The sequence below is a fragment of the Modestobacter sp. SSW1-42 genome (assembly GCF_046635825.1).
GTDB lineage: Bacteria > Actinomycetota > Actinomycetes > Mycobacteriales > Geodermatophilaceae > Modestobacter.
Genome location: NZ_JBISCA010000002.1, coordinates 705,324 through 727,605 on the forward strand (window position 1 = coordinate 705,324; position 22,282 = coordinate 727,605).

Annotated in this window: 22 protein-coding genes and 1 pseudogene; 15 read left to right on the forward strand and 8 right to left on the reverse strand. The window is 70.3% G+C overall.

Annotated elements, in window-relative coordinates:
- Positions 1-70: 70 nt before the first annotated feature.
- Complete coding sequence (locus ACGBYP_RS08655; RefSeq protein ID WP_411583020.1) at positions 71-304, reverse strand: hypothetical protein; 234 nt, start codon at positions 302-304, stop codon at positions 71-73.
- A gap of 173 nt (positions 305-477) precedes the next feature.
- Between ACGBYP_RS08655 and ACGBYP_RS08660 the strand changes: the two genes are divergently transcribed.
- Complete coding sequence (locus tag ACGBYP_RS08660; RefSeq protein ID WP_411583022.1) at positions 478-2,781, forward strand: SpoIIE family protein phosphatase; 2,304 nt, start codon at positions 478-480, stop codon at positions 2,779-2,781.
- Between the two features lie 340 nt (positions 2,782-3,121).
- Positions 3,122-3,406, forward strand: a complete 285-nt coding sequence (locus ACGBYP_RS08665) for a hypothetical protein (protein ID WP_411583024.1) — start codon at positions 3,122-3,124, stop codon at positions 3,404-3,406.
- Between the two features lie 260 nt (positions 3,407-3,666).
- On the opposite strand, the gene mscL is transcribed toward ACGBYP_RS08665, so the two are convergent.
- Positions 3,667-4,131: a large conductance mechanosensitive channel protein MscL gene (mscL, locus tag ACGBYP_RS08670; protein WP_411583027.1), complete on the reverse strand. Its 465-nt coding sequence runs from the start codon at positions 4,129-4,131 to the stop codon at positions 3,667-3,669.
- Between the two features lie 238 nt (positions 4,132-4,369).
- On the opposite strand from mscL, the gene ACGBYP_RS08675 reads away from it, so the two are divergent.
- The 6 genes and pseudogenes from ACGBYP_RS08675 (at position 4,370) to ACGBYP_RS08700 (ending at position 11,907) form a co-directional block, all read left to right on the forward strand.
- Entirely contained in the window at positions 4,370-4,696 is a 327-nt protein-coding gene (locus ACGBYP_RS08675) for a hypothetical protein (protein WP_411583029.1), read from the forward strand.
- A 332-nt stretch (positions 4,697-5,028) separates the two neighbouring features.
- Complete coding sequence (locus ACGBYP_RS08680) at positions 5,029-7,788, forward strand: putative bifunctional diguanylate cyclase/phosphodiesterase (RefSeq protein ID WP_411583032.1); 2,760 nt, start codon at positions 5,029-5,031, stop codon at positions 7,786-7,788.
- 165 nt (positions 7,789-7,953) lie between these two features.
- Complete coding sequence (locus ACGBYP_RS08685; protein ID WP_411583035.1) at positions 7,954-9,294, forward strand: PP2C family protein-serine/threonine phosphatase; 1,341 nt, start codon at positions 7,954-7,956, stop codon at positions 9,292-9,294.
- A gap of 429 nt (positions 9,295-9,723) precedes the next feature.
- Positions 9,724-11,036 (forward strand): annotated as a pseudogene (locus ACGBYP_RS08690) (ISL3 family transposase).
- Complete coding sequence (locus ACGBYP_RS08695) at positions 11,033-11,470, forward strand: hypothetical protein (protein WP_411583037.1); 438 nt, start codon at positions 11,033-11,035, stop codon at positions 11,468-11,470. Before ACGBYP_RS08690 ends, ACGBYP_RS08695 begins: the two are co-directional and overlap by 4 nt.
- A gap of 2 nt (positions 11,471-11,472) precedes the next feature.
- Positions 11,473-11,907 (forward strand): GGDEF domain-containing protein, encoded by a 435-nt coding sequence (locus ACGBYP_RS08700; protein WP_411583040.1) that lies wholly within the window; start codon positions 11,473-11,475, stop codon positions 11,905-11,907.
- Between the two features lie 297 nt (positions 11,908-12,204).
- Here ACGBYP_RS08700 and ACGBYP_RS08705 read toward each other — a convergent pair whose 3' ends face one another.
- From ACGBYP_RS08705 to ACGBYP_RS08715, 3 genes are all read right to left on the reverse strand, one after another.
- Positions 12,205-12,486, reverse strand: a complete 282-nt coding sequence (locus ACGBYP_RS08705) for a hypothetical protein (RefSeq protein ID WP_411583043.1) — start codon at positions 12,484-12,486, stop codon at positions 12,205-12,207.
- Between the two features lie 304 nt (positions 12,487-12,790).
- Positions 12,791-12,961 carry a DUF1059 domain-containing protein gene (locus ACGBYP_RS08710; RefSeq protein WP_411583046.1) on the reverse strand — a complete coding sequence of 57 codons (171 nt, stop codon included), beginning with the start codon at positions 12,959-12,961 and terminating at the stop codon, positions 12,791-12,793.
- 68 nt (positions 12,962-13,029) lie between these two features.
- Entirely contained in the window at positions 13,030-14,199 is a 1,170-nt protein-coding gene (locus tag ACGBYP_RS08715) for an EAL domain-containing protein (protein WP_411583049.1), read from the reverse strand.
- A 453-nt stretch (positions 14,200-14,652) separates the two neighbouring features.
- Here ACGBYP_RS08715 and ACGBYP_RS08720 point away from each other — a divergent pair, with 453 nt between their 5' ends.
- The 3 genes from ACGBYP_RS08720 to ACGBYP_RS08730 all read left to right on the forward strand — a co-directional run bounded on the left by ACGBYP_RS08720 (position 14,653) and on the right by ACGBYP_RS08730 (position 16,593).
- Complete coding sequence (locus ACGBYP_RS08720; protein ID WP_411583052.1) at positions 14,653-15,363, forward strand: ANTAR domain-containing protein; 711 nt, start codon at positions 14,653-14,655, stop codon at positions 15,361-15,363.
- Between the two features lie 198 nt (positions 15,364-15,561).
- Positions 15,562-15,837, forward strand: coding sequence for an ANTAR domain-containing protein (locus tag ACGBYP_RS08725; protein ID WP_411583054.1), 276 nt, complete (start codon positions 15,562-15,564; stop codon positions 15,835-15,837).
- A gap of 354 nt (positions 15,838-16,191) precedes the next feature.
- The gene (locus tag ACGBYP_RS08730) at positions 16,192-16,593 is read left to right on the forward strand and encodes an ATP-binding protein (protein ID WP_411583057.1); all 402 of its coding nucleotides are present in this window, start codon (positions 16,192-16,194) and stop codon (positions 16,591-16,593) included.
- Between the two features lie 88 nt (positions 16,594-16,681).
- Here the strand turns inward: ACGBYP_RS08730 and ACGBYP_RS08735 are convergent, their stop codons facing one another.
- Positions 16,682-17,110 (reverse strand): MarR family winged helix-turn-helix transcriptional regulator, encoded by a 429-nt coding sequence (locus ACGBYP_RS08735; protein WP_411583060.1) that lies wholly within the window; start codon positions 17,108-17,110, stop codon positions 16,682-16,684.
- 159 nt (positions 17,111-17,269) lie between these two features.
- Here ACGBYP_RS08735 and ACGBYP_RS08740 point away from each other — a divergent pair, with 159 nt between their 5' ends.
- Genes ACGBYP_RS08740 through ACGBYP_RS08755 form a run of 4 tightly spaced genes read left to right on the forward strand, consistent with a single transcriptional unit; the run spans position 17,270 to position 20,309 of the window.
- Complete coding sequence (locus ACGBYP_RS08740; RefSeq protein ID WP_411583067.1) at positions 17,270-19,432, forward strand: SpoIIE family protein phosphatase; 2,163 nt, start codon at positions 17,270-17,272, stop codon at positions 19,430-19,432.
- Positions 19,433-19,470: 38 nt separating this feature from the next.
- Positions 19,471-19,710, forward strand: a complete 240-nt coding sequence (locus ACGBYP_RS08745) for a hypothetical protein (protein ID WP_411583068.1) — start codon at positions 19,471-19,473, stop codon at positions 19,708-19,710.
- A gap of 54 nt (positions 19,711-19,764) precedes the next feature.
- On the forward strand, positions 19,765-20,040 hold the full coding sequence (locus ACGBYP_RS08750) for a type II toxin-antitoxin system Phd/YefM family antitoxin (protein ID WP_411583070.1): 276 nt from the start codon (positions 19,765-19,767) through the stop codon (positions 20,038-20,040).
- Entirely contained in the window at positions 20,037-20,309 is a 273-nt protein-coding gene (locus ACGBYP_RS08755; protein WP_411583071.1) for a type II toxin-antitoxin system RelE family toxin, read from the forward strand. The genes ACGBYP_RS08750 and ACGBYP_RS08755 overlap by 4 nt, the downstream gene beginning before the upstream one ends.
- A gap of 349 nt (positions 20,310-20,658) precedes the next feature.
- On the opposite strand, the gene ACGBYP_RS08760 is transcribed toward ACGBYP_RS08755, so the two are convergent.
- A complete protein-coding gene (locus ACGBYP_RS08760) occupies positions 20,659-21,342 on the reverse strand; it encodes a type II toxin-antitoxin system RelE family toxin (RefSeq protein ID WP_411583073.1) in 684 nt (227 codons plus the stop codon).
- Positions 21,339-21,668 (reverse strand): type II toxin-antitoxin system Phd/YefM family antitoxin, encoded by a 330-nt coding sequence (locus tag ACGBYP_RS08765; RefSeq protein ID WP_411583076.1) that lies wholly within the window; start codon positions 21,666-21,668, stop codon positions 21,339-21,341. The genes ACGBYP_RS08760 and ACGBYP_RS08765 overlap by 4 nt, the downstream gene beginning before the upstream one ends.
- Between the last annotated feature and the right edge of the window lie 614 nt (positions 21,669-22,282).

A 22,282-nucleotide genomic window follows, 5' to 3' on the forward strand; every position in this document is an offset into this window, starting at 1 on the left:
TGCGGCACATCGGCGGGTGCGCGGCGATGAGCTGCGGCGGGAGGAGGCCGCTGACTCCCTCGGCGCCGCGTCAGGAGCTGGGCACCCAGCTGACCAGCTCATGCCAGCGACCGTCCCGCTGTGAGCACAGCGTGAAGTTCCGCCACCGATCTCCCTCAGTCCGCTGGTCCAGGTTCCCACCGTGCTCGCGGGCCAGCCGCCGACCTGCGGTGATCGCCGTGTCGTCGTCGGCGGCCTCGAACTCCAGCAGGTTGACAGCACGTCCTGCACGTCCGCCGGTGACGGTCAGCAGGTAGCGGTTCACCCCGCGGACGTTACGCACCGATGTCGGCGAGCACCTGTCGATCTCTGGGCGCACCGATGTGGTGGGTCAGTCAGTAGTGGGTGATCTATCGTGCGAGCATGCGGGATCAGGAGCCTGAGCGTTCCTCCCCCTTCAACCTCCCACATCCGCAGTTGGGGCCGGCACCTGACCAGGTGGCTGCCCGAGGTCAGCGTGAGGTGCTGGCCGCGGCCCACTCGTTGACCGCTGCTGGTGGTCTGGACTCCGCGCTGCCCACCGTGCTGGGTGACACCCCGACCGCGGTGCTGCTGATCAACCGCGCCGACGGCCTGGTCACCTACGCCAACCGGGCCGCGATCGCCCTGGCCGGTGAGGTCGGACTGCCGGTGGCCGTGGACGCCTGGGGCGCGGCCGCAGGGCTGACCAATCTCGCGGGTGAGCCCCTGGCCGGCACCGAGGCGCCCTTGTCGCGGGTCGCCGGTGGGCACCCGGTGTCCGGGGAGCCGGTGCGCCTGCAACCCCGCCGCAGCGATGACAGCGACCGCGCCGAGGCCGCCAGCCACAGCGATGACCAGCTGCTGTGGGTCACCGGCTTCCCGCTGCGCGCCGACGGCAGCACCATCACCACCGACCCCGACCAGCCCACCGACCCCGACCAGCCGACCGACCCCGACCAGCCCACTGGTGCAGCCGCCGGGGCCGTCATGGGTGACCTCGCCGATGCCCATCAGGACCTGTCGCTGGTGGTGTTCCTGCCGGTCACCGAGGGGCAGCTGCTGCCCGAGAACGCCGCCGACGGGGCGCTGCGCCGGCTCCGGGAGCAGGCGATCGTGGCCACCGACATCTGCTTTGTCATCTCCGACCCCACCCAACCGGACAACCCGCTGGTGTGGGTGAACCCGGCTTTCACCCGGGTCACCGGGTACTCCCTGCGGGAGTCAGTGGGCCGCAACTGCCGCTTCCTGCAAGGCCCCCAGACCGACCCGGCCGCGGTCGCCCGCATCCGGGAGGCCATCGAGGAGCAGCAGCCGGTGCAGGTCACGCTGTTGAACTACCGCGCTGACGGGTCGGCGTTTTGGAACCAGCTGTCCCTCACCCCGGTCTTCGACGGCCGGGGTGTGCTGGTCAGCTTCGTGGGGGTGCAAACCGACGTCACCGCGCGGGTGAGCATGGAACGGGAACGACAGGCAGCCTTCGCCGCCGAACGCCGCGCCCGGGAGATCGCCCAGTCCGCCGAGCAGCGGCTGGGGCTGATGGCCGCGGCCTCCACCCGCCTGACCGGCACCCTGGACGTCGACGCGCTGCTGGGCCGGCTCACCGAACTGTGCGTGCCCGAGCTGGCCAACTGCGCCTTCGCCGGCCGGCTCAATGACGAACATGTCCTCACCTCCGCCTCCCTGCGGCACACCGCCGGCCACAACCAGGTCCTCGACGAGCTGGTGGAACGCGTGCTGGGCCGCCACCTCACTCCCCGGTCCCCGGCCGCGGACGCCGTGGCCCGCACCACCGGGGTCTACCTGCCCGACGTCACCGCGGCCAGCGCCCTCACCACCTACCCCGACACCCAGGTGCACCACTTCGCCGACCAGCTCGACGTCACCTCCCTGATCGCCCTGCCGCTGATGGGCAGCGACGCGACCCTGGGTGTCCTGGTGCTCACCAGCGCGCAACCCGACGCCTTCCCCCCCGCCCGGCGGGACCTGCTCACCGACCTGGCCGCCCGCGCCGGCCTGGCACTGGACAACGCGCGCCTGTACCAGACCCAGCGCTCGGTGGCCGAGACCCTGCAGCGGGTCATGCTGGCCCAGCTGCCCAGCATCGCAGGACTGCAGGTGGCCGCCCACTACGAGTCCGCGTCCAGCGCCACCGCGGTCGGTGGGGACTTCTATGACCTGCTGCCCCTGCCCGATGGCAGCATCGGGATCAGCATCGGCGACGTGTCCGGGCACGACATCGACGCCGCGGCCACCATGGGCCAGCTGCGCACCCTGCTGCGCACCACCGCCCACGACCGCACCCGCACCGACCCCGCCGACGTGCTGGCCCGAGTCGATGAACAGATGACCGCCCTGGGCATCTCGGGGCTGGCCACCGTCGCCCACGCCCACGCCCACCCACCCGATGCCGCCTACCCCCACGGCAGCGGGCACTGGCGGCTGGACGTCGCCTCCGCCGGCCATCCCCCGCTGCTGCTGCGCGCCCCCACCGGGGAGGTGCGGCTGCTCACCGAGGCCCACGGCCGGCTGCTGGGTGTCGGGGAGCCGGTGACCCGCACCACCACCACGGTGACCGTGCCCCGCGGAACGATCCTGGTCGCCTACACCGACGGGCTCATCGAACGCTCCGGTCACGACCTCGATGAGGGCTTGGACCGGCTCAGCGCCGCGGTGGCGGCCCAGCCACGCAACGCCACCCCCGAGGGCATCTGCCGGGCACTGCTGCCCCTGGCCACCGGCCAGCCCGACGACGTCGCCCTGATGGTGATCGGCTTGACGTGACCCTCCCCGGACCGTCCCGCCACAGTCCACGGTGGCTGCTGGGCGCACTCACCAGCAGCCCGCACGGAGCCTGGCCCACCCGAGGGACACGCCTGGGCTCCCGGACCCGCTCCACTCACCCCACCGCCGCCTGCACCGCCGTCCGTCATCGGCCCCACCCGGGTGACCGTCGACGGCGACCCGATGACGGGCCGTGCCCGCGGCACAACGGCCCGGGACCTGCGTGACCTCAGCACCGGCACCCACCAGCACAGCGACCCAACCGCACAGCGACCACGCGACCGCCGGCATCACCCGGCCTCGACAGGCCCCGGCGACCGGTGACCCTTAAGGTCAACCGTTGCCGGACTACCGCATCGTCTCCGATCACGGGCACACCGGGCAGACCTTCCAGGCACCCGATGACCAGACGGCGGAGAAGATCGGGCGGGAGCAGTCGCTGGGTCTGGCGACGGCGAAGAAGACCGGCTACCGCCTGGAACGCCACCCGGAAGGCGACGGCGATCAGGTGCAGTGGGTCGTCGTGGTGGCCTGGATGCCGCGCCGCGTGCACGACCACCCCGGTGGTCTGGAGACCACCGTGCCACCGACGACGACCCACCCTGGCCCCCCGGAGGCACGCTGACCGACCGCCGACGCGGGCTGGTCACCACTCGCCCGAGAATATGATCTCCCCGCTGACCCGTCCCTGGCCTAACCGGCGGCAAGCCCCAAGGCCGCAGGGCCCCATTCTCGCAGGCGTCAGCCCCTCAGCGCCCGTCCCCTGATCGGGGGACGGGCCCGGGTCAACGAGAGCCGACCCTGCCCGTCGCTTGTCCCCAGGGAGCCGTCGCCGACCGGCCGTCTGCTGGCCGCTCCGTGACCGCCTGGTGAGACCGGCCAGGGTCACAGCTGTCCGGGCAGGGAAGTCGATCCCGGACCGGCCAGGTGCTTGGCGCTGCGCTCCTGAGGATCGGCCGCGGTGGGCGCTGCGGCGTCGTGGGCCTGGAGCAGGTCACGGATCTGCACCAGCAGCTCCACCTGGGTCGGGGCGACCGGGCCGGTCTCCTCTCCTCGTCTGCGCCGGTCCATGATCGCCTTCATGGGCAGCACGACCGCGAAGTAGACCACCGCGGCGGTGAGCGCGAAGGTGATGACCTGGTTGATGAACCGGCCGTAGGTGAACACCTGCCCACTGACGGAGAAAGTTCCCCCTTCGCTGCCCCCTCCGCCGATCAAGCCGATCAGGGGCAGCAGGAACGACTCGGTGAAGGCTGTCACCACCGCGGTGAACGCGGCACCGATGACCACTGCGACGGCCAGGTCCACCACGTTGCCCCGTAGCAGGAAGTCCTTGAAACCCTTGATCATCCCGTCCTCCTCGCTGGTCGCATCCCCCCGGGTGCTCCCGGAGGGGAACGGATGGTAGCGACTCGCCTGCCCACGGTCACCTCTAACTCCTCTCCGCCACACTCCGCACACAAGCGGCCAGGTGCGTCCATCGACCACGTTGGTCCATCGACGCCGAACTGTGCAGTCGTCTGCGCCGGTGGGTGCTTCGTGGGTGTGGCAACATCCCGGACCCCACACCGTCGACCGGGGACCCGAGATGACCACCTGCGGCAGCGTTGCCCTACTGACCCCTGAGCTCGTCATCGAGCTGGATCAGCTGCAGGCCGACTGGCCCGGCGATGAAGTGTGGGGGTGCGACTTCGACGCCGAGCACCCGGGCAAGCACTGCACCATCGCGGCCTACGCGGCTGAAGGTGAGGAACTCGACCACTGGCTGCTGTGGTCTGCGGCCTTGAGACCTGCACAGCTCCTGCGAGCCCGGTGTTGCGAGGCCACCCTGACCGCCGCCGCAGAGGTTCCGGTCCTGTGCTGCTGGATCAGTGGTCACCCGGGTCAGCATGCAGCTGACACGACCCGCTGGTAGCTCACCGCCCCACCAGCGCCGGGGCCATGCGGGCTCAAAGCCACGCACTCACCGCGCAGTCCAAGGTCCACAGTCGAGGATCCGCCGGCGCGGCGGGCCCGCCGACAGCCGGGGGCGCTGAAACCCGTCGGCGAGCCGGGCGCGTGCCGCGACGGGCACGCGGTGCCAGCGATGGACGCGCCTGCCGGCACACCCTCCATGGAAGGAGATGCTGCTGGATCCATCCAGTTCCCCTCCCCGCCGCCGATCCTCCCCCGGTGAGGAGGACGTCACCGCGAGGCCGTGGAGGGACACCACTGTGGCTGCACCTGGCCACGCTGGTCATCATCCCCTTGATCGGGGCCTCGCTGCTGGGTGCGGTCGGTGTGCGAGCACGGGTGCTGGAAGTCGACAGCGCGCTGCAGGTAGAGGTCGCCGTTGCGGCGGTGGCCGCCTTGGATGAGGCTCGCGGCGCTGTACAGCGCGAGGTCTTGCCCGCACTGTCCTCCGTTGCCCTGGCCAACACCACCTTGTCCGACACCCTGGGCATCAGCCCCGCCCTGCAAGCCCAGATCGGAGTGCAGGTCCAAGCTGCAGCCACGGAGTCCAGGTCATCGACCGATACCGCGCTGGCGCACCTGCAGACGGTCAGCGGCCAGGCAGAAGTCGGTCACGACGCCACCGAGCGGATCCGTGCCCTCCGCGAGGCCGCCGACAGCGGTGGCAACGACGTCCAGGCCATGTTCGACGGCTACCTCAGCGTCATCGCCGACCTCAGTGCCGCCCAACAGCAGGCGGTCGCAGCGGCCGGCTCCCGGCAACTGTCACCCACCGCCCAGCGCGCCGTGCACGACGTCCAACTCGCGGCCGGCCTGGCCCAGGCCGCCTCCCAGCAGATGCCTCTGTTCCTCGGCGGCCAGCTGCCCATACCCGGCGCCGACACCTCCCGCTGGCAGTGGCTGATCAGCTGGGAGGACTACCGTCTGGCCAGCCGCGCGATGCGGGAGCTCTCCCAGCCCGCGGCCATCCAGGCATGGACCGCGGTGCAAGACGTCGAGGACGTCACCGCCATCGACAGTGTCTTCGCAGCCCAGGCCGCGGCCGAGCAGCGCAGCGGACTCCCCGACCTGGGTGGGGCGGTGCCGTCCACCGGGCTGACGGCACCCCGCCCCGCCGGCGCGCAACCGTCCGGCGCGCAGGAGCCGTCGGGAGAGGTGGAGCCGTCGGGTCCCTCGGGAGGGCAGCAGGCGGCGGCGCTGAGCTTGCCGGTGGCCCAGCTGATCGACCTGTCGAGTCGGAGTCAGGCCCGTGATGAGGTCTTCGCTGACCTGGTGTCCACGGTCGTCACCCAAGCCCAGGCGGCGGTTGCCCGGGACCGGGCGACCGCCGTTGGACAACGCAACAGCACCCTGGCCGGGGTGCTGGCCTTGGTCCTGGCCACCCTGACCATCACCATGTTCCGGGCCAGGCAGGTCTCCCGCTGCCTGCAGGACCTGGCCGGTCAGGCCGAGCAGATCAGCCGCGGGCAGTTGGTGCAGGTACGCCCACAAGGACCCCGGGAGGTCCAGACGGTCTCCACCGCCCTGGATGCGGCAGTGAGCGGCCTGCGGCGACTGCAGGCACAGGCCACCGCCGTGGCCCACGGCGACCTGCACGACCCGGTGCTGGAGGACCCACTGCCCGGGCCCCTGGGTGAGGTGCTGCACGGATCGATGACCCAGCTGGTCCGCGCCGTCCGGCAACGGGAGGAGCTCAAAGATGCCCTCGCGCAGCAGGCGGCACACGACCCTCTCACGGGACTGGCCAACCGAGCCCGGGCCACGACGCTGATCACCTCCGCCCTGCACCGGGGCCAGCGGACGGGCTCGATGACCGGTGTGCTGTTCATCGACCTGGACGGCTTCAAGACCGTCAACGACTCCTTCGGCCACGCCGTCGGGGACCGTGTGCTGCACACGGTCGCCCGGCGCCTGGAGACGGTGGTCCGCGCCGGGGACGTGGTGTGCCGGTTGGGTGGTGATGAGTTCATCGTCGTCGCCGAGCACCTGCACGACGAGGCCACGCTCACCGTCTTGGCCGGGCGCGTCATCGCAGCGGTCAGCGAACCCTTCGACGGCGCCGACACCCCGGTCAGGATCGGGGCGAGCGTCGGCATCGGTGTCTCACGCGATGGCCGAACTGACCCCGACCAGCTCCTCGGGGAGGCCGACGCCGCCGCCTACCGGGCCAAGGCCAACGGCCGTGGCCGAGTCGAGATCTTCGACGAGGAGCTGCGCACCCAGCTACGTGCCCACAGCGACCTGGAGAGGGCGCTGCGCGCCGCCTTGGCCACCGGTGGCCTGGCGGTGCACTACCAGCCGGTCGTGGACACCCGCGACGGGCGGCTGACCGGCTATGAGGCGCTACTGCGGTGGAACCGGCCAGGACAGGGATGGATCCCACCTGATGTCTTCATCCCCGTCGCCGAGGGCAGCCGGCTGATCAACGAGGTGGACCGCTGGGTGTTGCAGGAGGCCACCGGCCAGCTGGCCCGGTGGCGACGGGAGGGCACCGCAGACCAGCACCTGACGATGGCGATCAACATCTCCGGTCGCCATCTCACCGAGTCCCGGATCGTCGATGACGTACACACCGTGCTCACCGAGGCCGGGCTCCCAGCCGCCTGCCTGATCGTGGAGGTCACCGAGACGGTACTGGTGGACAGCCCAGCCGCCCTGGAGCACTTGAGGCAGCTACGTGAGCTCGGTGTACAGATCGCGATCGATGACTTCGGCACCGGCTACACCTCCATCGGACAGCTACGATCCGTCCCTGCCGACGTCATCAAGATCGACCGCAGCTTCACCTCCTCCACCCAGAGCGCCGAGTCCACCCTGGTGGGCTTGATGATCCAGGCCGCGCACGCGTTCGGGCTGCGTGTCATCGCCGAGGGCGTCGAGCACCCCGAGCAGCTGGCCAAGCTGCGCGCCGCCGGCTGCGATGAGATCCAGGGGTGGGTCATCTCCCCCGCCCTCACCGCAGTCCAGGCCACCGCACGCCGCACGATGACCGGCCGCCTGCAGGACGACCCGGTCCCACCAGCAGACCCCGCCGGTTGGCGGGGTCCACCGTGAGCTGCGCGTCCTCAGCCCAGCCGCCCGCACCTCGCAACGGCGCCTGCTGCCTGAACGGGTGCGGAGCAGGCACGCAAGGTCGGGCCGGGGGCTTAGCGGCGCCTGTCCCAGCGGCAGCCCAGTGAGCAAACGGCAGTACCGCGGTGGGTGACGTAGGTTGCTCCGGTGACCTCGCTGCCCGGGCGTGCGCCCGAGAGTGGGGCCTGGACTCTGCTCACCCTGGCTGAAGCGCTGGTGGAGGCGACCAGCGCTACCCAGGTCGCCGCTGCGATAACCGAGCTAACTGCGCAGGCGCTGGGCACCCGGAGCTGCCAGGTCGGGTTGCTCGACCAGCGACGCCAGCGCATACGACTGGTCCCGGCCAGCAGCGGCCCAGGGTTCGAGGACGACACGTGGACGTGGCTGGCGCTGGCAGAGGACCACCCACAGTGCGTTGCGTTACGGACCCAGCAGCCGCTATACCTCACCGACGCTCGAGCCGCCGAGGGTCCTGCGGCCATCGCGCCCCCTGGCGACGGCTTTGACCCCTCCCACGCCTCCGCGTACCTGCCCCTGCGCGCACGTGGCCGGCTGATCGGCACCCTCACCTGCATCTGGGACACTCCCCAGGTCTTCGACACCCAGCAGCGCCGACTGCTGCAACAGCTGGCCCGTCTCACCGGCCAGGCCATGACCCGAGTGCAGCTGATCGAAGCCCAGCGGTCCACCGCGGAAACCCTGCAGCGGGCCCTGCTCACCGACCTGCCCGAACCAGACCACCTCCAGCTCACCGCCCGCTACGCGGCCAGCAACTCCCACGGGCTGGTCGGCGGCGACTGGTACGACGCCTTCCTGACCCAAGACGGGGCCACCATCCTCGTCATGGGCGACGTGACCGGACACGACGTCGGTGCCGCCGCTGTCATGGGTCAGCTCCGATCCCTCCTGCGGGGGCTGGCATTCGAGAACCAGACCGCACCGGCCCGAACGCTGCAGCGACTCGACCGGGCCATGACCGGCCTGCTCATCAACCAACTGGCCACCATCGTGCTGGTCCGCATCGAACAGCCAGCCGACGCCGCCGGCACCGGTGACCGAGTGCTGCGGTGGAGCAACGCAGGACACCCCCCACCCCTGCTACTGCACGCAGACGGTCGCACAGAACTGCTGCCCAGCAGCGGGGACCTGCTCCTCGGCGTCGACCACAACAGTGCCCGGCACGACCAGACCGTCACCATCGAACCCGACGCCACCCTGCTCCTCTACACCGATGGACTGATCGAGGACCCGACCCGAGACATCGACGAGGGCATCACACAGCTCAGCGACCGGTTGACCACCCTGGGACACCTTCCCCTGGACGATCTCCTCGACCAGCTGATGAGCGAGCTGAGCGCCCGCAACGACGACACCACCGTCCTCGCCGTGCGCTTCCATCCCGAAGACCGCCCCCGCCCCGCCACCGCCGGCCCTCGACACCTGCCCGCCGACACCATCGATCGGCCAACCTGCTCCCCAACACGGTGATGAGTCGCCCGCCAGACGCGACTCGTCATGATGGAGGCGGCACCTCCTCACCCGGTCCTGCCGCGCCTGGTCAAAGGTCGGGCGGCTCCGCAGCTCGGTGGGGCGCCACGATCACCCTTGCCGCTCCTGCCAAGCGTGGTACACCCCAGCAGCGGCATCTCTGTTCTTGAACACCATGGGTAACCGACGCTGCTGCGGAGGCAAGCCGTACTCGGTGTAGAAGGTCTCCATGCGGACCCAGCGACCGTCGTCACGGTAGTGCTTGGCCTCCTGCTCCCTGGTCACCAGGTACACGAAGCTATCGGGGGCGGAGTAATAGGGCTCATCGCAGATGAGGGTGTAGAGCCGGGCGGCGGGGCCGGCTGCGGATAGAGGTCGAGGCCTCCCGAGGATGGAAGTTCTCACACTGCCCGTCCGGAAGACCTCGACGTGCTTGACGCTACCTTCGCTGCCCTTGACCTGACGACGTTCACCCGGCTCGATGAGCTCGGTCTGGAGGTCACCGGGCAGCTGCTGGAACCTTTATCGTGCGGTGCTGGCCTGCCGGGTCGTGGCGCCCGACCCGTGGTGCCGGCGCTGCGGCTGCGAAGGCGCCGCCCGCGACACCGTGACCCGTCGGCTGGCCCACGAACCGCTGGGCTGGCGGCCCCACCACGCTGATGGTCACCGTCCGCCGCTACCGCTGCACCGGCTGCGGGCACGTGTGGCGCCAAGACACCACCCGGGCCGCAGCACCGCGGGCGAAGTTGTCCCGCGCCGGCCTGCGGTGGGCGTTGGCCGGGATCGTGGTCCAGCACCTCACCGTCGCCCGGGTCGCCGAAGGCCTCGGCGTGGCCTGGGGCACCGCCAACGACGCCGTCCTCACCGAGGGCAAGCAGGTCCTGATCGACGATCCCGGGCGCTTCGACGGGGTCACCGTCATCGGCGTGGATGAGCACGTGTGGCGACACACCCGCCGCGGCGACAAGTACGTCATCGTGGTCATCGACCTCACCGCCGTCCGGGCCGGCACCGGCCCCGCCCGGCTGCTGGACATGGTCGAAGGCCGCTCCAAGCAGGTCTTCAAGACCTGGCTGGCCGCCCGCCCCAAGGCCTGGCGCGACGCGATCGAGGTGGTCGCGATGGACGGGTTCACCGGGTTCAAGACCGCCGCCACCGAGGAACTCCCCGCCGCGGTGACGGTGATGGACCCCTTCCACGTCGTCCGCCTCACCGGCGACGCCCTGGACCGCTGCCGCCGTCGGGTGCAGCAGGACCTGCACGGGCACCGCGGCTGCGCCGCCGATCCGCTCTACCGCGCCCGCCGGACCCTGCACACCGGTGCCGACCTGCTCACCGACCGCCAGCACGCTCGACTCACGGCCCTGTTCGCCGGCGACGCGCACGTCCAGGTCCAAGCCGCCTGGAGCGTCTACCAGAAGATGATCAACGCCTACCGCGACCCCGACCGGGCCCGCGGCAAGGCCACCATGACCGCACTGATCGCATCGCTGCGCTCCGGCGTGCCAGCCGCACTCGTCGAGCTCCGCCGCCTTGGCCGGACCCTCACCCAGCGAGCCGCTGACGTGCTCGCCTACTTCGATCGCCCCGGCACCAGCAACGGCCCCACCGAAGCACTCAACGGACGACTCGAACACCCCCGCGGCTCCGCCCTCGGCTTCCGCAACCTCACCAACTACATCGCCCGATCCCTACTCGAAACCGGCGGATTCAGGAACGAACTACACCCTCGAATGCGATGAGCCGCTTTGCTCTTCCGTGGCAACGCTGGTCGGGCTGGGCGCTGTTGGCCTTCCCCGTCGTGTCCATGGCCGCACTGGTGGTCGTCACTCGGGCGGTTCCCGAGCTGGCCGGCGTGCTCGTCGGCTTCTTTGTGCTCTGCTTCGCCTACGCCGGACTGTTCCTGCCCCGTTACGGCGGCCTGGTCCTCCTGCCGCCGGCGCTGGTCGCTTACTTCGGCACGCTCGGCACCGTCACCTCCGCCCGCGTGGTCCGCACGCTGTTCGTGGCGTTGGCGTGGCTGGTACTCGCCGAGCTGCTGCACCGGCTGCAGACCCGGCAGGTCGCCCTGATCGCCCAGCTGCGCACCGACAACCTCATCGACCCCCTCACCGGGCTGGCCAACCGCCGCGGTCAGGCACGCTTTCTCACCGAGGCTGAGCCGGCGACGTCCTGATCGTGATCGACCTCGACCACTTCAAGCGGGTCAACGACGAGCTGGGCCACGGCGTGGGCGACCACGTGCTGGCCACCTTCGGCGCCCTGCTGCTGCAGCAGCTGCGCACTCGCGACCGGGCCGCCCGCTCCGGTGGTGAGGAGATGCTCGTGCTGCTGCGCTGTGGGGAGGCCCGGTGTGGAGAGCAGCTGGTCCGGCGGCTGCGCGAGGCGGTCGCCCGGGAGGAGCTCGGTATCACCTTCTCCGCTGGCCGGGCCCTCCTGCGCGTCGACCAGACCACCGACCAGGCCATCGCCGACGCCGACCGGGCGACCTACTGCGCCAAGCACGCCGGCCGCGACCAGGCGTGGATCGCCGGCGACCCGCGCAATGGCATCCCCGACGCCCGCATGGCGTGGGAGGCCATCAAGTCCACCGGATCCGTTGGCACTTGGTGACCGCCGCCGCCAGTCACACGGTGACTAGGCAGGACTTCCAGAAGCTGTCCCCCCTGCCCGTTATGACACGACTCAGACCCTCCACGGGCCTGGCATGTGCGGCCGTGAAGCCAAAGGGTGTCGCGCGACGGTCAAGCTATGAGGCCATCAGTGGGCATGGCGCCGGCGGCAAGTCCCAGGCCTGTGGCGGAGGGGACGCTGGCCGGCCTGTGCGACAAGCATGAGATCGCCTCAGCGGTCGGTCAGGCGACCACACACTTCCGAGATGACCAGTCCCCCTTGCGCGCCGTGGGCGCCTCAGCCGGCCCAATCGACCTTGGCGGATCGAAGGTGACTTCCCGGGAACAAACGCCGGGACAGCATCAGGTCCGCGGCGAGAACTACACCGAACGCCGCCTCGTCCGACTGCTGCACATCCTCAACCCGCACGCTGCCGTAGGCGACGTCCCGCAGGGTCATGCGCCCGAATGACGTCTGCTCATGGTCGACCTCCGACAAGGTCCGCGCGGCAACTTCCCGCAGCAGCGCGGAGTCCTCGATCGTGATCTCCAGCTCCACGGTCATGCGCAAGTCGCTCATGCACCGCGACCCTGCCACGGCGCGAGGACCACCGGTCGAGGACGTCCCTTCTCGGCTCGCCGACGAGCCAGCTGCCATCCCCCACCGCCCATCGCCCATCGCCCTGACCGGGGGCGTCCGCGGGCCAGGCACTGAGCAATCAGGTGCCGAGTCCGGTGTGTGTGGGAGAGGCGTTGGTGAGGTAGTCAGCGGTCGGTCACCGGCATCCTCCCCGCTCTACCGCTTCGACCGTGCCGGCCGCGGCACTGCCCCAGGCCCTTCACCGGTCGTGAGGATCACGCCGGTGGAAGGGCCTGGGACCAGCTCAGGCGTGGATGTGGGAGCGGACCTGCTCGACCAGGGCTGGCGGGACGTCGGTCAGGCCGTGGTCGCGGGCGGCGTGGTCGGCGACCTGAGTGAGGATGCCGTCCTCATCGACCGCGCTGAACGTGCGGCCACAGCCGGGGACGACGTCGCCACAGGCGAAGACCTTCATGGGTTACCTCCGTGGTGGGTTCTTCCAGGGACCCGTCGCAGGGATCAGCGGCGGGCAGTCGGTGGGGGTCAGCGGTCCATCACGTGCAGGCGTGCGTTGGCCAGCCGGGTCAGCAGCGACTCGACGCGGACGACGCCGGTCACCGCGCCGATGTCATCGACGATGACGACCGGGTCGAAACGGCACCCCTCAGGCCGGGTCACCACACGTTGTGCCACCTCGGCGACCGTGGCCGAGGCCGGCACCCGCAGGCTCACCGGCGCGGCGCGATGCCCGGCGGGGTCACCGTCTCGCCGTAGGGCGACCAGCAGGCCGATGGGGTGCCCGTAGGCGTCCACCCGGACCGCGGTGCCGCGAGTCGTGGGCTGCCCGCCGATGGAGACGAGCTCGGTCGCCTCGATGAGGCTGGCGACGTTCTCCACCAATTGGGCGGCTTGCACCGACCGCTGCAGCCGAGCAGCGGTCTCTGGGTGCAGCGTCACCCACGGCGGACCGAGCCGGCCCAGCAGGTACCCCTGGGCCAGTGGAACGCCCAGCCGTACGAAGGCGTCCATCTCCCCCCAGGTCTCCACGCCCTCGGCGAGCAGCCAGGCGTCGATGCGGCTGCCGAACTCCCCCAGCAGCTGGGCGAGAGCCAGTTTGACGTCGTCAGTGTCGGCGTCGGTGACCAGCGCCCGGTCCAGCTTGATGATCTGCGGGCGCACCATCGTCAGCTGCTGCAGCCCGGAGTAGCCCGACCCGGCGTCATCCAGGGCCACGAGCGCACCCCGGTCCCGCAGCCGGTCCCGCAGGTCCAGCAACGACCGGACGTCGACGACGTCGTGGTGCTCGGTGAGCTCCAGGACCAGCGGCGCCAGGTTCCCCGCGCCCAGCAGCAGGTCGGCCAGTTCGGGTTCGGTGAGCAGGTGGGGGCTGACGTTGACGGTCAGGAAGCAGTTCGGCGGCAGCCCCGGGCGCAGCGACAGGCAGCGCTGCAGGACCAGCGCTTCCACCCGGGCGCCGATGCCCGCCCGGTCGGCGGCGGCGAACCACACGTCAGGGGTGTGCGGACTGGGTGAACCGTCGGCGGCGGTGAACCGCGCGAGGGCCTCATAGCCGGCGACCTGCCCACGGGCGACGTCGATGATCGGCTGGAAGACCAGCGTGAGCGTGTCCGGGCGCTCCAGCAACCGCTCCAGCTCAGCCGCCCAGTACTGCGCAGGCCACGCGCGGGCCGACGGCGGGCTGGTGACTGTCATACCCGCCACATCGACCTGGGCAGCAATTGGGATGAGCTCCGCTGCCACGCAATCCCCCGTTCGGGCTCCAGTCGAACAGCCACGACACGGGCGAAGACGGCGAGAGAACAGTGACGGGGCTTGCGAGGCACGTGGACGTGCCCGAGTGCAGCGAAGTCCAGAGCCACCCTCCGCTGACGTCTCATGCGACTGCCTGTGCCGGCCAGCGCGCGTCCGGCTTCGACGTCAGCGTGCGCAATAGGGCTGCCTTTCAGATGGCCGACGTCGCCCAAGGACCGGATGCTCTAGTCACCCGCCGGGGCAGCGCCACTTGAACTGGGTGGGGCGCCCCCGTCGAGCAGCGTCCGGGCGCGTTCAAGCCTGCCCGCCTGGCCGCGGGCGCAGACGTGCACACCCGCGTCCAAGCACTCCTGATTCCTCACCTCGGTGGATCAGCCGAGACGAGAGATGGCCATGGACACCGCAACCCGCTTCGCCGCCACATTTGCGACCACACAGGCAGCTGACGATGAAAGCAGGGCCCTACCCGATCAGCTCAGTCGCGCTGCAGCTGCAGTTCTCGCCGTCGACGGGGTCGGGCTGTCCCTGGCCGGCGAGGAGCCCGTACCGCTGGGAAGCAGCGGCAACATGCCCACCACCGCCGAGCAACTGCAGTTCACCGTCGGCGTCGGGCCTTGCCTGGTGGCGGTGGACACCCGGTTCCCGCTCTTCGCCGTGGAGTCCTACCTTCAGCGGCGCTGGCCGGTCCTTCACGATCTGCTGCGCACTTTGACGCCCTATCGCAGCGTCGTGGCCTACCCCATGAGCCAGGGGCTGGCCGGTGTGGGTGCGATGGTGGTCTACCTCCGTGAACCCGCCGGGCCGCTGGCGTTCGACAGCTTCGAGGCCCACACCGTCACCGACCTGGTCTCCGGTCACCTGACCTCCTCGGCCACCTGGGCGATGCGCTACCAGCCAGACCTACAGCACTGGCTGGACACTCCCACCGCGCGGGTGCGCACGTTGACCTGGCAGGCCGTGGGCATGATCAGCCAGCGCCTAGGGGCACCCCCCGCCGATGCCCTGGACGTGCTGCGGGCCCGCGCCTACGCCACAGGACGACTGGTCGATGAGATAGCGCTGGACCTGGTCCACGGGCACATCCGACTTGATGACCTGGCCTGAGAGGCCGCACCGATCGACCCCCGCGGCGGCCCTCGCAACCCGCCCGGCAGCAGCCAGAGGGACGAGTGGCCTTCACCTCTGATGGCGCTCTACCCCGTGCGCCCCCTTCCGCACCCGCGCGGCAATGAGGAAGCTGCACGGCGTGGTCTGGGCCGATGCGCATGTTCGGTTGTGCAACGCTCATCGCGTGAGTCGGCGATGACGGAGGATTTCGAAGCGGCATGGCGGCAGGCACTGGCCGACAGCCGCGCGCAGCTGGAGTCAGCTCATGAGCACACCCGCAGTCTGCAGCGGGCCCTGATCTCCAACCGGCGGATCGGTATCGCGACCGGCATCTTGATGGTCCAGCACACCCTCACCGACCGGGAAGCGTTCGACTACCTGGTACAGGTCAGTCAGCAGCACAATCGCAAGGTCGCAGACATCGCCGAGGACGTGATCTACACCGGGCACCTGCCCGACCCGCCGGCATGATTGCTGCCTCCTTCAGCGCGCAGCCGGGCTCAGAGTTCGGTCGTGAACCAGCAGTCCTTGCCTCCGGACCAGGTCACGGCAAGGGCCGCCTCCGGTCTCACGGCTTCCCCATGGGACCTCAAGGGCACCGGAGGGGTCGATCCGGCCCACAGTGGGCATACCTCCGCACAGATGGCCGGGCACGTGAGCGGGTGACCCAGCCCCAGCGGCCTCACCCTTCTCCTCCCAGGCTCCGGCGCGTGCTCGCGCCGGACTGCCGTTGCGCACCTGGCCCAACCCGGCACGAACGCGAGGAACCCCTTCCATGAGTCAGCCCCGATGAGTCAGCCGTGGCCTGAAGCGCAGACACCCCAGGTGGCCCCACCTGCCGGTCAGCCGCTGCGCTGGGAGGTCACCAGCACGGCCGAGGTGTGCTCATCCCGGCGCGAACTCCGCACAGCCCTCCTGTCCCTGCCCGCGGGCACGGCAGCGGCCGAGTGCATCGATGAGCTGATGCTCACGTTCGAGGAACTGGTGTCCAACGGGGTGCGGCACGGCCGCGGCCCGGTCCAGGTCACCGTCACCCTCACCGTCGACGGTTGCCTGATCGACGTCAGTGATGCCGCGGCCGAGGCGCCTCCCACGCCGAGTGTCGACCGGGACCCTGGCTCGGGCGGGTTGGGCCTGCACATGGTCGCGCGCCTGGCCGCCGCTCACGGCTGGTTCCCCCGACACGGCCGCAAACACGTGTGGGCCGTCCTGCGCTGTCCGGCCTGACCGACCTGACCGACCTGACTGGCCTCACCGCGCAGCATGTTGCTGCCGCCCTGGGACGATCCGATACCGGTCGGCTCATCACGCCTGATCAGGGCATCGGTGAGGTGAACTCGGCCAGCAGCCGGCGCAGGGTGCGAGCCCGCCGCGCCCCCAGGCTGGCCTCCAGCTCAGTGAGGATGCGGTAGGCCGCAGCGCGCAGCTCCTGCCCGCGTGCGCTGTAGCGGACCAGTCGCCCGCCGCGCCGGCGCGGGTTGTCCACCAGCTCCACCAGTCCCAGGCGGTGCAGGCCGTCGATGAGTTGCCCGGTGGCCTGCCGACTGTTGCCCAACCGGCGGGCCAGCTCCGCCGGTGGCGTTCCGCCCTCGTCCAAGACGGCGAACAGCAGCGGCTGGGCTGGACTCAGCCGCGGCCAGCCCTCCTGCTCCAGCAGGTCACGGGAGCGGGCGTCGAACCAGCGGCTGGCCAGCAGCAGCAGACGCGCCAGCGGTGGGTCAGGGCTCGCGATTCCCTCATCCATTGACCTAGGCTAACGACCTGGCCTCTCACCGTCAGGGTTCCTGACAACTTATGATCTCCCCGACAGACTGTTGCCCACGATGAAGCTCTTTCAGGACACTGAGCGCCCCGCGTGCGACGGTGAGCGCATCCCTGGGAGCAGGCAGGCAGGAAGGTCGTAGTGGACGAGCCGGTCGACCCGCTGTCTCTGGAGGTCGCGGAGGCCGATCGGCTGCGCGCCGAGCTGGCCATGGACGCCGCCGGGATCGGCACCTTCGACTGGAACCTGGTCACCGGGGAGCTGGACTGGGACGACCGGCTGGTCGAGATGTTCGACTACGACCCGGCCACCTTCAACCGCACCATCGAGGGGTTCAACGTCCGCCTGCACCCCGGCGACCTGGACCGTGTCACCCATGCGCTCAGCACCGCGATCGCCACCTGCGGTGACTTCCAGGCCATCTACCGGGTGTGCCTACCCAACGGGGAGCTGCGGTGGATCTCCGCCCGCGGCCGCACCCTGTGCGACCCCGCAGGGACCGCGGTCCGGCTGCTGGGTGCCGCCTCCGACGTCACCAGTCAGCACGAGGCCGACCAGAGTGTGGCCCGGGTGTTGGAGGCCATGCCCGCGGCGTTCTACTCCCTGGACCCAGACTGGGCCTTCACCTATGTCAACGCCCACGCCCAGCGCCTGCTGCAGCCGATCAGCGGGGACCTGGTGGGCAAGAACATCTGGGAGGTCTTCCCCGACACGATCGGCAGCCCCTTCGAGACCTACTACCGCCAGGCCATGGACACCGGCGAGCACGTGACCTTCGAGGCCTACTACCCGCCCCCCTTGGACGGCTGGTACGAGCTGCTGGCCTGGCCCAACCCCGATGGGCTGGCCGTCTACTTCACCGACATCACCACCCGCCGCCAGGAGATCGAACGAGCCACCGCCGAAGCCGCGCGGGCCGCGCAGGCCGCCGCGCGGTTGGCGCTGCTGGCCGCGGTCACCGATCAGCTCACCGGCACCATGCAGGCCGAGACAGCGGTCGCGCGCCTGGCCCGCCTGGTGGTGCCCACGCTGGCCGACTGGTGCGTGGTGACCCTCGTCGATGACGAGGACACCGCAGGTGGGCGGCGCACCATCCGTGACGTCGGGTGGTGGCACGCCGAGCAGGCGATGCTGCCCGTCGTGCAGGCCTACGCCCGCGACCGGATCCCCGCCATACGCGATGACTCGTTCCTGCTGCGGGCCCTGCAGTCCGGTAAGCAGACCCTCGTGGAAGGTGACGCCACCGCCCACCTCCGTGACTTCCTACAGCCCGGCTCGGTCCGTGAGCTGCTCGAGCAGCTGGCACCGGAGTCCTTCGTGGTCCTGCCGCTGCGGGCCCGCGAGCGCACCGTGGGCCTGCTGACCCTGTTCAACGGCGCCGCCCGAGGCTCCTTCTCCCCAGCCGACCTCACCACCGCCGGCGAGGTCGCCGCCCGGGCCGGCCAGGCCCTGGACAACGCCCGCTTATATCGCCAGCAGCGCCTGTTGGCTGAGGAACTGCAGCACAGCCTGCTCACCGCACCACCCCAACCCGACCACGCCGAGGTCGCCGTCCGCTACCTACCTGCCGCCGAAGCCGCCGCGGTCGGCGGTGACTGGTACGACGCCTTCCTGCAGACCACCGGTGACACCGTGCTGGTCATCGGCGACGTCGCCGGCCACGACATCAGCGCCGCCGCCACCATGGGCCAGCTGCGCGGACTGCTGCGCGGAGTCGCCACCACCGGCGACCCCACACCAGCGCAGGTGCTCACCCGGCTGGATGCCTCCATGGACCTGCTCGACATGCACACCCTCGCCACCGCCGCGGTCGCCCGGTTCGAACAAGACCTCGACGAACGGCGGCGCGGGGTCACCCGTGTGCGCTGGTCCAACGCCGGGCATCTCCCACCGCTAGTCCTGCAACCGGATGGGACCATCAGCGAACTCGCATCCCCGCGCGCCGAGCTCATGCTCGGCGTCAACCCGGACACCCCCCGCTCCGACGCGGTCATCAGCCTCGACCGCGGCGCCACCGTGCTGCTCTACACCGACGGGCTCGTCGAACGCCGCGACGCCGACCTCGACACCGGCATCGACCAGCTCAAACAGCTGCTCCGCGACCTAGGCCACCTGCCCCTGCAGCAACTGTGCGACCAGCTCATCGACCGCCTGGTCTCCGGCCGACCCGACGACGACGTCGCCCTCGTCGCCGTCCGCCTCCACCGCCAAGACCGACCCCGCCCCGCAGAAGCCGGCCCCCAACGGCTACCTGACCCCATCCCCGACGAGCCACACCATCCAGAAACCTCCGTACACGGCTGACCGACGTTCTGTCGGTGGAGTCGGGAAAAATGCCGCGCATGGCGACACCTGAGGCCCTGGCTGACTACCGGCAACGTCTGGACCGCTACAACCAGCGGATCGACGAGATCGCCGACACGCTCCGCGGCGCGCCCCGCCCGGACATCCTCCGGGCACTCATCGAAGCCACTGCTGAGATCAGTGCCTGCATCCCGGTCCGTCAGCTGGAAGTGATGGCCCGCCGGATCTCCGACGGTGAGGACACCGACGAGCCCGCCGAGGAGTGGCACATCGCCTGACCACTCCAGGACAAGTCGTTGCCGAAGAAGTCAGACGTGACTAGAATTGTGGTCATGGTTACGCAGAGCCTGGCGTCGGTCAAGGCGTCGTTCAGTGAGGTCGTCTCCAACGTCGCGGGCACCCATGAGCGCGTCACCATCACCAAGAACGGGGCTCCGGTCGCAGTCCTCCTCGCCGCCGAGGACTACGAGTCCCTCATGGAGACCCTCGCGATCCAGTCAGACCCGCAGGCGATGACTGACATCCGCCAAGCCGAGCGCAACTTTGCTGCCGGCGAGGTGCACGACGAAGCGGAGATCCGAGCCGCACTGGCCGCGCGCCGAGCGTGATTTCCGAGCCCTACACCGTCCTCCTGTCCCCTCAGGCCAAGCGCGCCATCGAGCGCGACCTGCCCGAGGCCGTGGCCGCAGCAGTCGTCGACTTCCTGTTCGGCGCCTTAGCCCAGAACCCGCACCACGTCGGGAAGCCACTGCGCTTCGACCTCGAGGGCTACTACTCCGCCCGGCGCGGCCAGTACCGGGTCATCTACTCCATTCACGACGAGCAGGTCCAGGTCCGGGTCGTCCGCATCTCACACCGAGCCGACGCCTACAGCTGAGCGACCATTAGATAGAGAACGTTATTAGCGGATCCCGTCGGATCCCCGCCTCAACCTCCAGAGACAGGGGACCGCAGACGTGAGCGCGGCCGCAGGTTCCGATCGGGGATGGTGCCGGTGCGCGCGGTACCGGTGAACTCTGGAAGTGGGCGCGACCGCGGCCGCGGCGGTCGGGCGCCCCGGCAGTGTGCCGAGCGGCCAGGGGGCCAGGCCATGACCGAATCCTCGGACAACCCGCGGGGATGACCCGGCCGCGTGCGTAGGCCCACGGCACGGCCAGCGATCCAGCCAACCACGGTCAGCGCGAGGCGCCCCCGCCTCCATCAGCCTGGATCGGCTCGCCCGAGGGTCAATGTGGAGCGCTGATGAACTCGTTCCACCTGCGGTGGGCTTCAGCTTCGGACAGCTGCGCCACCTGCTCAGGCGGCAGCCCCACGACCTTGATCAAGGACTGGGCGAGCCAGCGGGGCAGGTCCAACACTGCCTGTGCCCCCGGGCCGTCGGGCTCGACACCGGTGGCGGGTTCGGCGCTAGCGGGATGGATGCCGGCGGCGGCCTTGCCGAGGCGTTCGATGGCCTGGGCCAGTGGCACGGTTGCCGGCGTGGCCGACAGGGCGGCCACCCGGGAGGTCATCTCGGCATGGACCTCGCTGTCGCTGCGAGCGCCCAGCGCCCACACCTCGGCGACGTCGACGACCGGGCGGCCGGCGTCGTCGTGGGTGACCCGCCAGACGATGCGCCAGTCACGGTCGCCGACGGCGAGCTTGCGGTAGCCGATCAGCGCCCCCCGCAGCGGTTCACCGGCCTCGGGGTCCCGCTCGAGCAACAGACATTTCTTCACCGCCCAGCGCACGACCTGCGGGTCGCCCTTGCGGGCCATCAGCTCCAGGTCGCCCAGCGCGGCGTCGGTGAAGCGGACGACGGTGCGCTCGGCGGCCGGGTGCCGACCCGACGCGCGGGCCGCCCCGGGGATGCTCTTCCCGCTGGCTGTGCCGGCGCGGTCTCGGGCGGGCTGTCGGGACCGAGCGGTCACCCGCGTCCGGCCGCGAGGTCAGCGTCCAGTTCGGCCTCGAGCTCGGCGCGGTCGAAGCCGAAGCGCGTGAGCACCTCATCGAGGTCGGTGCGCGCACCGGTGTCGGTGGCCGCCCGGGACAACAGGAGCGCGGTCTCGCGCAGGTCGGTCTCCAGGCGCTTAATCTCACTGAGGTGGCGCATGCTGACCACGGCAGCCACGGCTTTGCCGTGGCGCTCGACGATGACGTCCTCACCGTTCTCGGCGTCGCGCAGCAGCTTGGGCAGCCCGGACTTGGCCGCGTCGGTCACCGAGATGACGTGCGAATGCGAGTCCAGAACCGGCATACCGACGACTGTACTGCGCGCTGTGCAGATTTCTGCACAGATTCTGTGGTCGGTGCTCATCCGGGTGAGCTGGGCCTGGGCCGTGACGCGCTAGCTGAGACTGCGGCTGGGTCCGACGGTGCACTGTGTCCCGTGGCCGGCGAGCGCGCCGGGCCGACAGGCCCGCCGGGAGCTCGCTGACGGGTGTCCCGACGCGCCAACGGTGGGACAAGTGCGCGCGACCTCCGCGGCGGCCCTGGCTCGTCCTTGATCTCCGGCTGCTTCGTCCTTCAACTACTGGACTCCGGACGAAGGCGCGGAGCACCTACCCGACAACAGCATCATGCGGCGCAGCCACCGGAGCCCGCCTCAGCCACACGGGCACACGTCAACCCACCTGCCAGCGCCCCAGACAGAACGAGCTCGCCATCCGACACACCTCTTGCACCAACGGCCCGAGAACTCGTGGTGACGTGTTCCTGCACGTTCCTCCAGACGCTGAGGGCATGAGCAACAAGGGAGCCCCTGAGAACCGGGCTCGGCCCCGGGAGCGAGTGCGCCGGCGGCGCGCGGGCCTGGAGTGTGCGGAGGAGCGTCAGGATCCGGCGGCGGACGAACTACCGGCACAGCCCGCT

Bases quoted from the DNA above. Each gene is read 5' to 3' on its own strand.
- mscL (WP_411583027.1), bottom strand. From the start codon at position 4,131: ATGATCAAGGGTTTCAAGGACTTCCTGCTACGGGGCAACGTGGTGGAC.
- ACGBYP_RS08675 (WP_411583029.1), top strand. From the start codon at position 4,370: ATGACCACCTGCGGCAGCGTTGCCCTACTGACCCCTGAGCTCGTCATC.
- ACGBYP_RS08695 (WP_411583037.1), top strand. From the start codon at position 11,033: ATGAGCCGCTTTGCTCTTCCGTGGCAACGCTGGTCGGGCTGGGCGCTG.
- ACGBYP_RS08705 (WP_411583043.1), bottom strand. From the start codon at position 12,486: ATGAGCGACTTGCGCATGACCGTGGAGCTGGAGATCACGATCGAGGAC.
- ACGBYP_RS08710 (WP_411583046.1), bottom strand. From the start codon at position 12,961: ATGAAGGTCTTCGCCTGTGGCGACGTCGTCCCCGGCTGTGGCCGCACG.
- ACGBYP_RS08715 (WP_411583049.1), bottom strand. From the start codon at position 14,199: ATGACAGTCACCAGCCCGCCGTCGGCCCGCGCGTGGCCTGCGCAGTAC.
- ACGBYP_RS08720 (WP_411583052.1), top strand. From the start codon at position 14,653: ATGGACACCGCAACCCGCTTCGCCGCCACATTTGCGACCACACAGGCA.
- ACGBYP_RS08725 (WP_411583054.1), top strand. From the start codon at position 15,562: ATGACGGAGGATTTCGAAGCGGCATGGCGGCAGGCACTGGCCGACAGC.
- ACGBYP_RS08735 (WP_411583060.1), bottom strand. From the start codon at position 17,110: ATGGATGAGGGAATCGCGAGCCCTGACCCACCGCTGGCGCGTCTGCTG.
- ACGBYP_RS08745 (WP_411583068.1), top strand. From the start codon at position 19,471: ATGGCGACACCTGAGGCCCTGGCTGACTACCGGCAACGTCTGGACCGC.
- ACGBYP_RS08750 (WP_411583070.1), top strand. From the start codon at position 19,765: ATGGTTACGCAGAGCCTGGCGTCGGTCAAGGCGTCGTTCAGTGAGGTC.
- ACGBYP_RS08765 (WP_411583076.1), bottom strand. From the start codon at position 21,668: ATGCCGGTTCTGGACTCGCATTCGCACGTCATCTCGGTGACCGACGCG.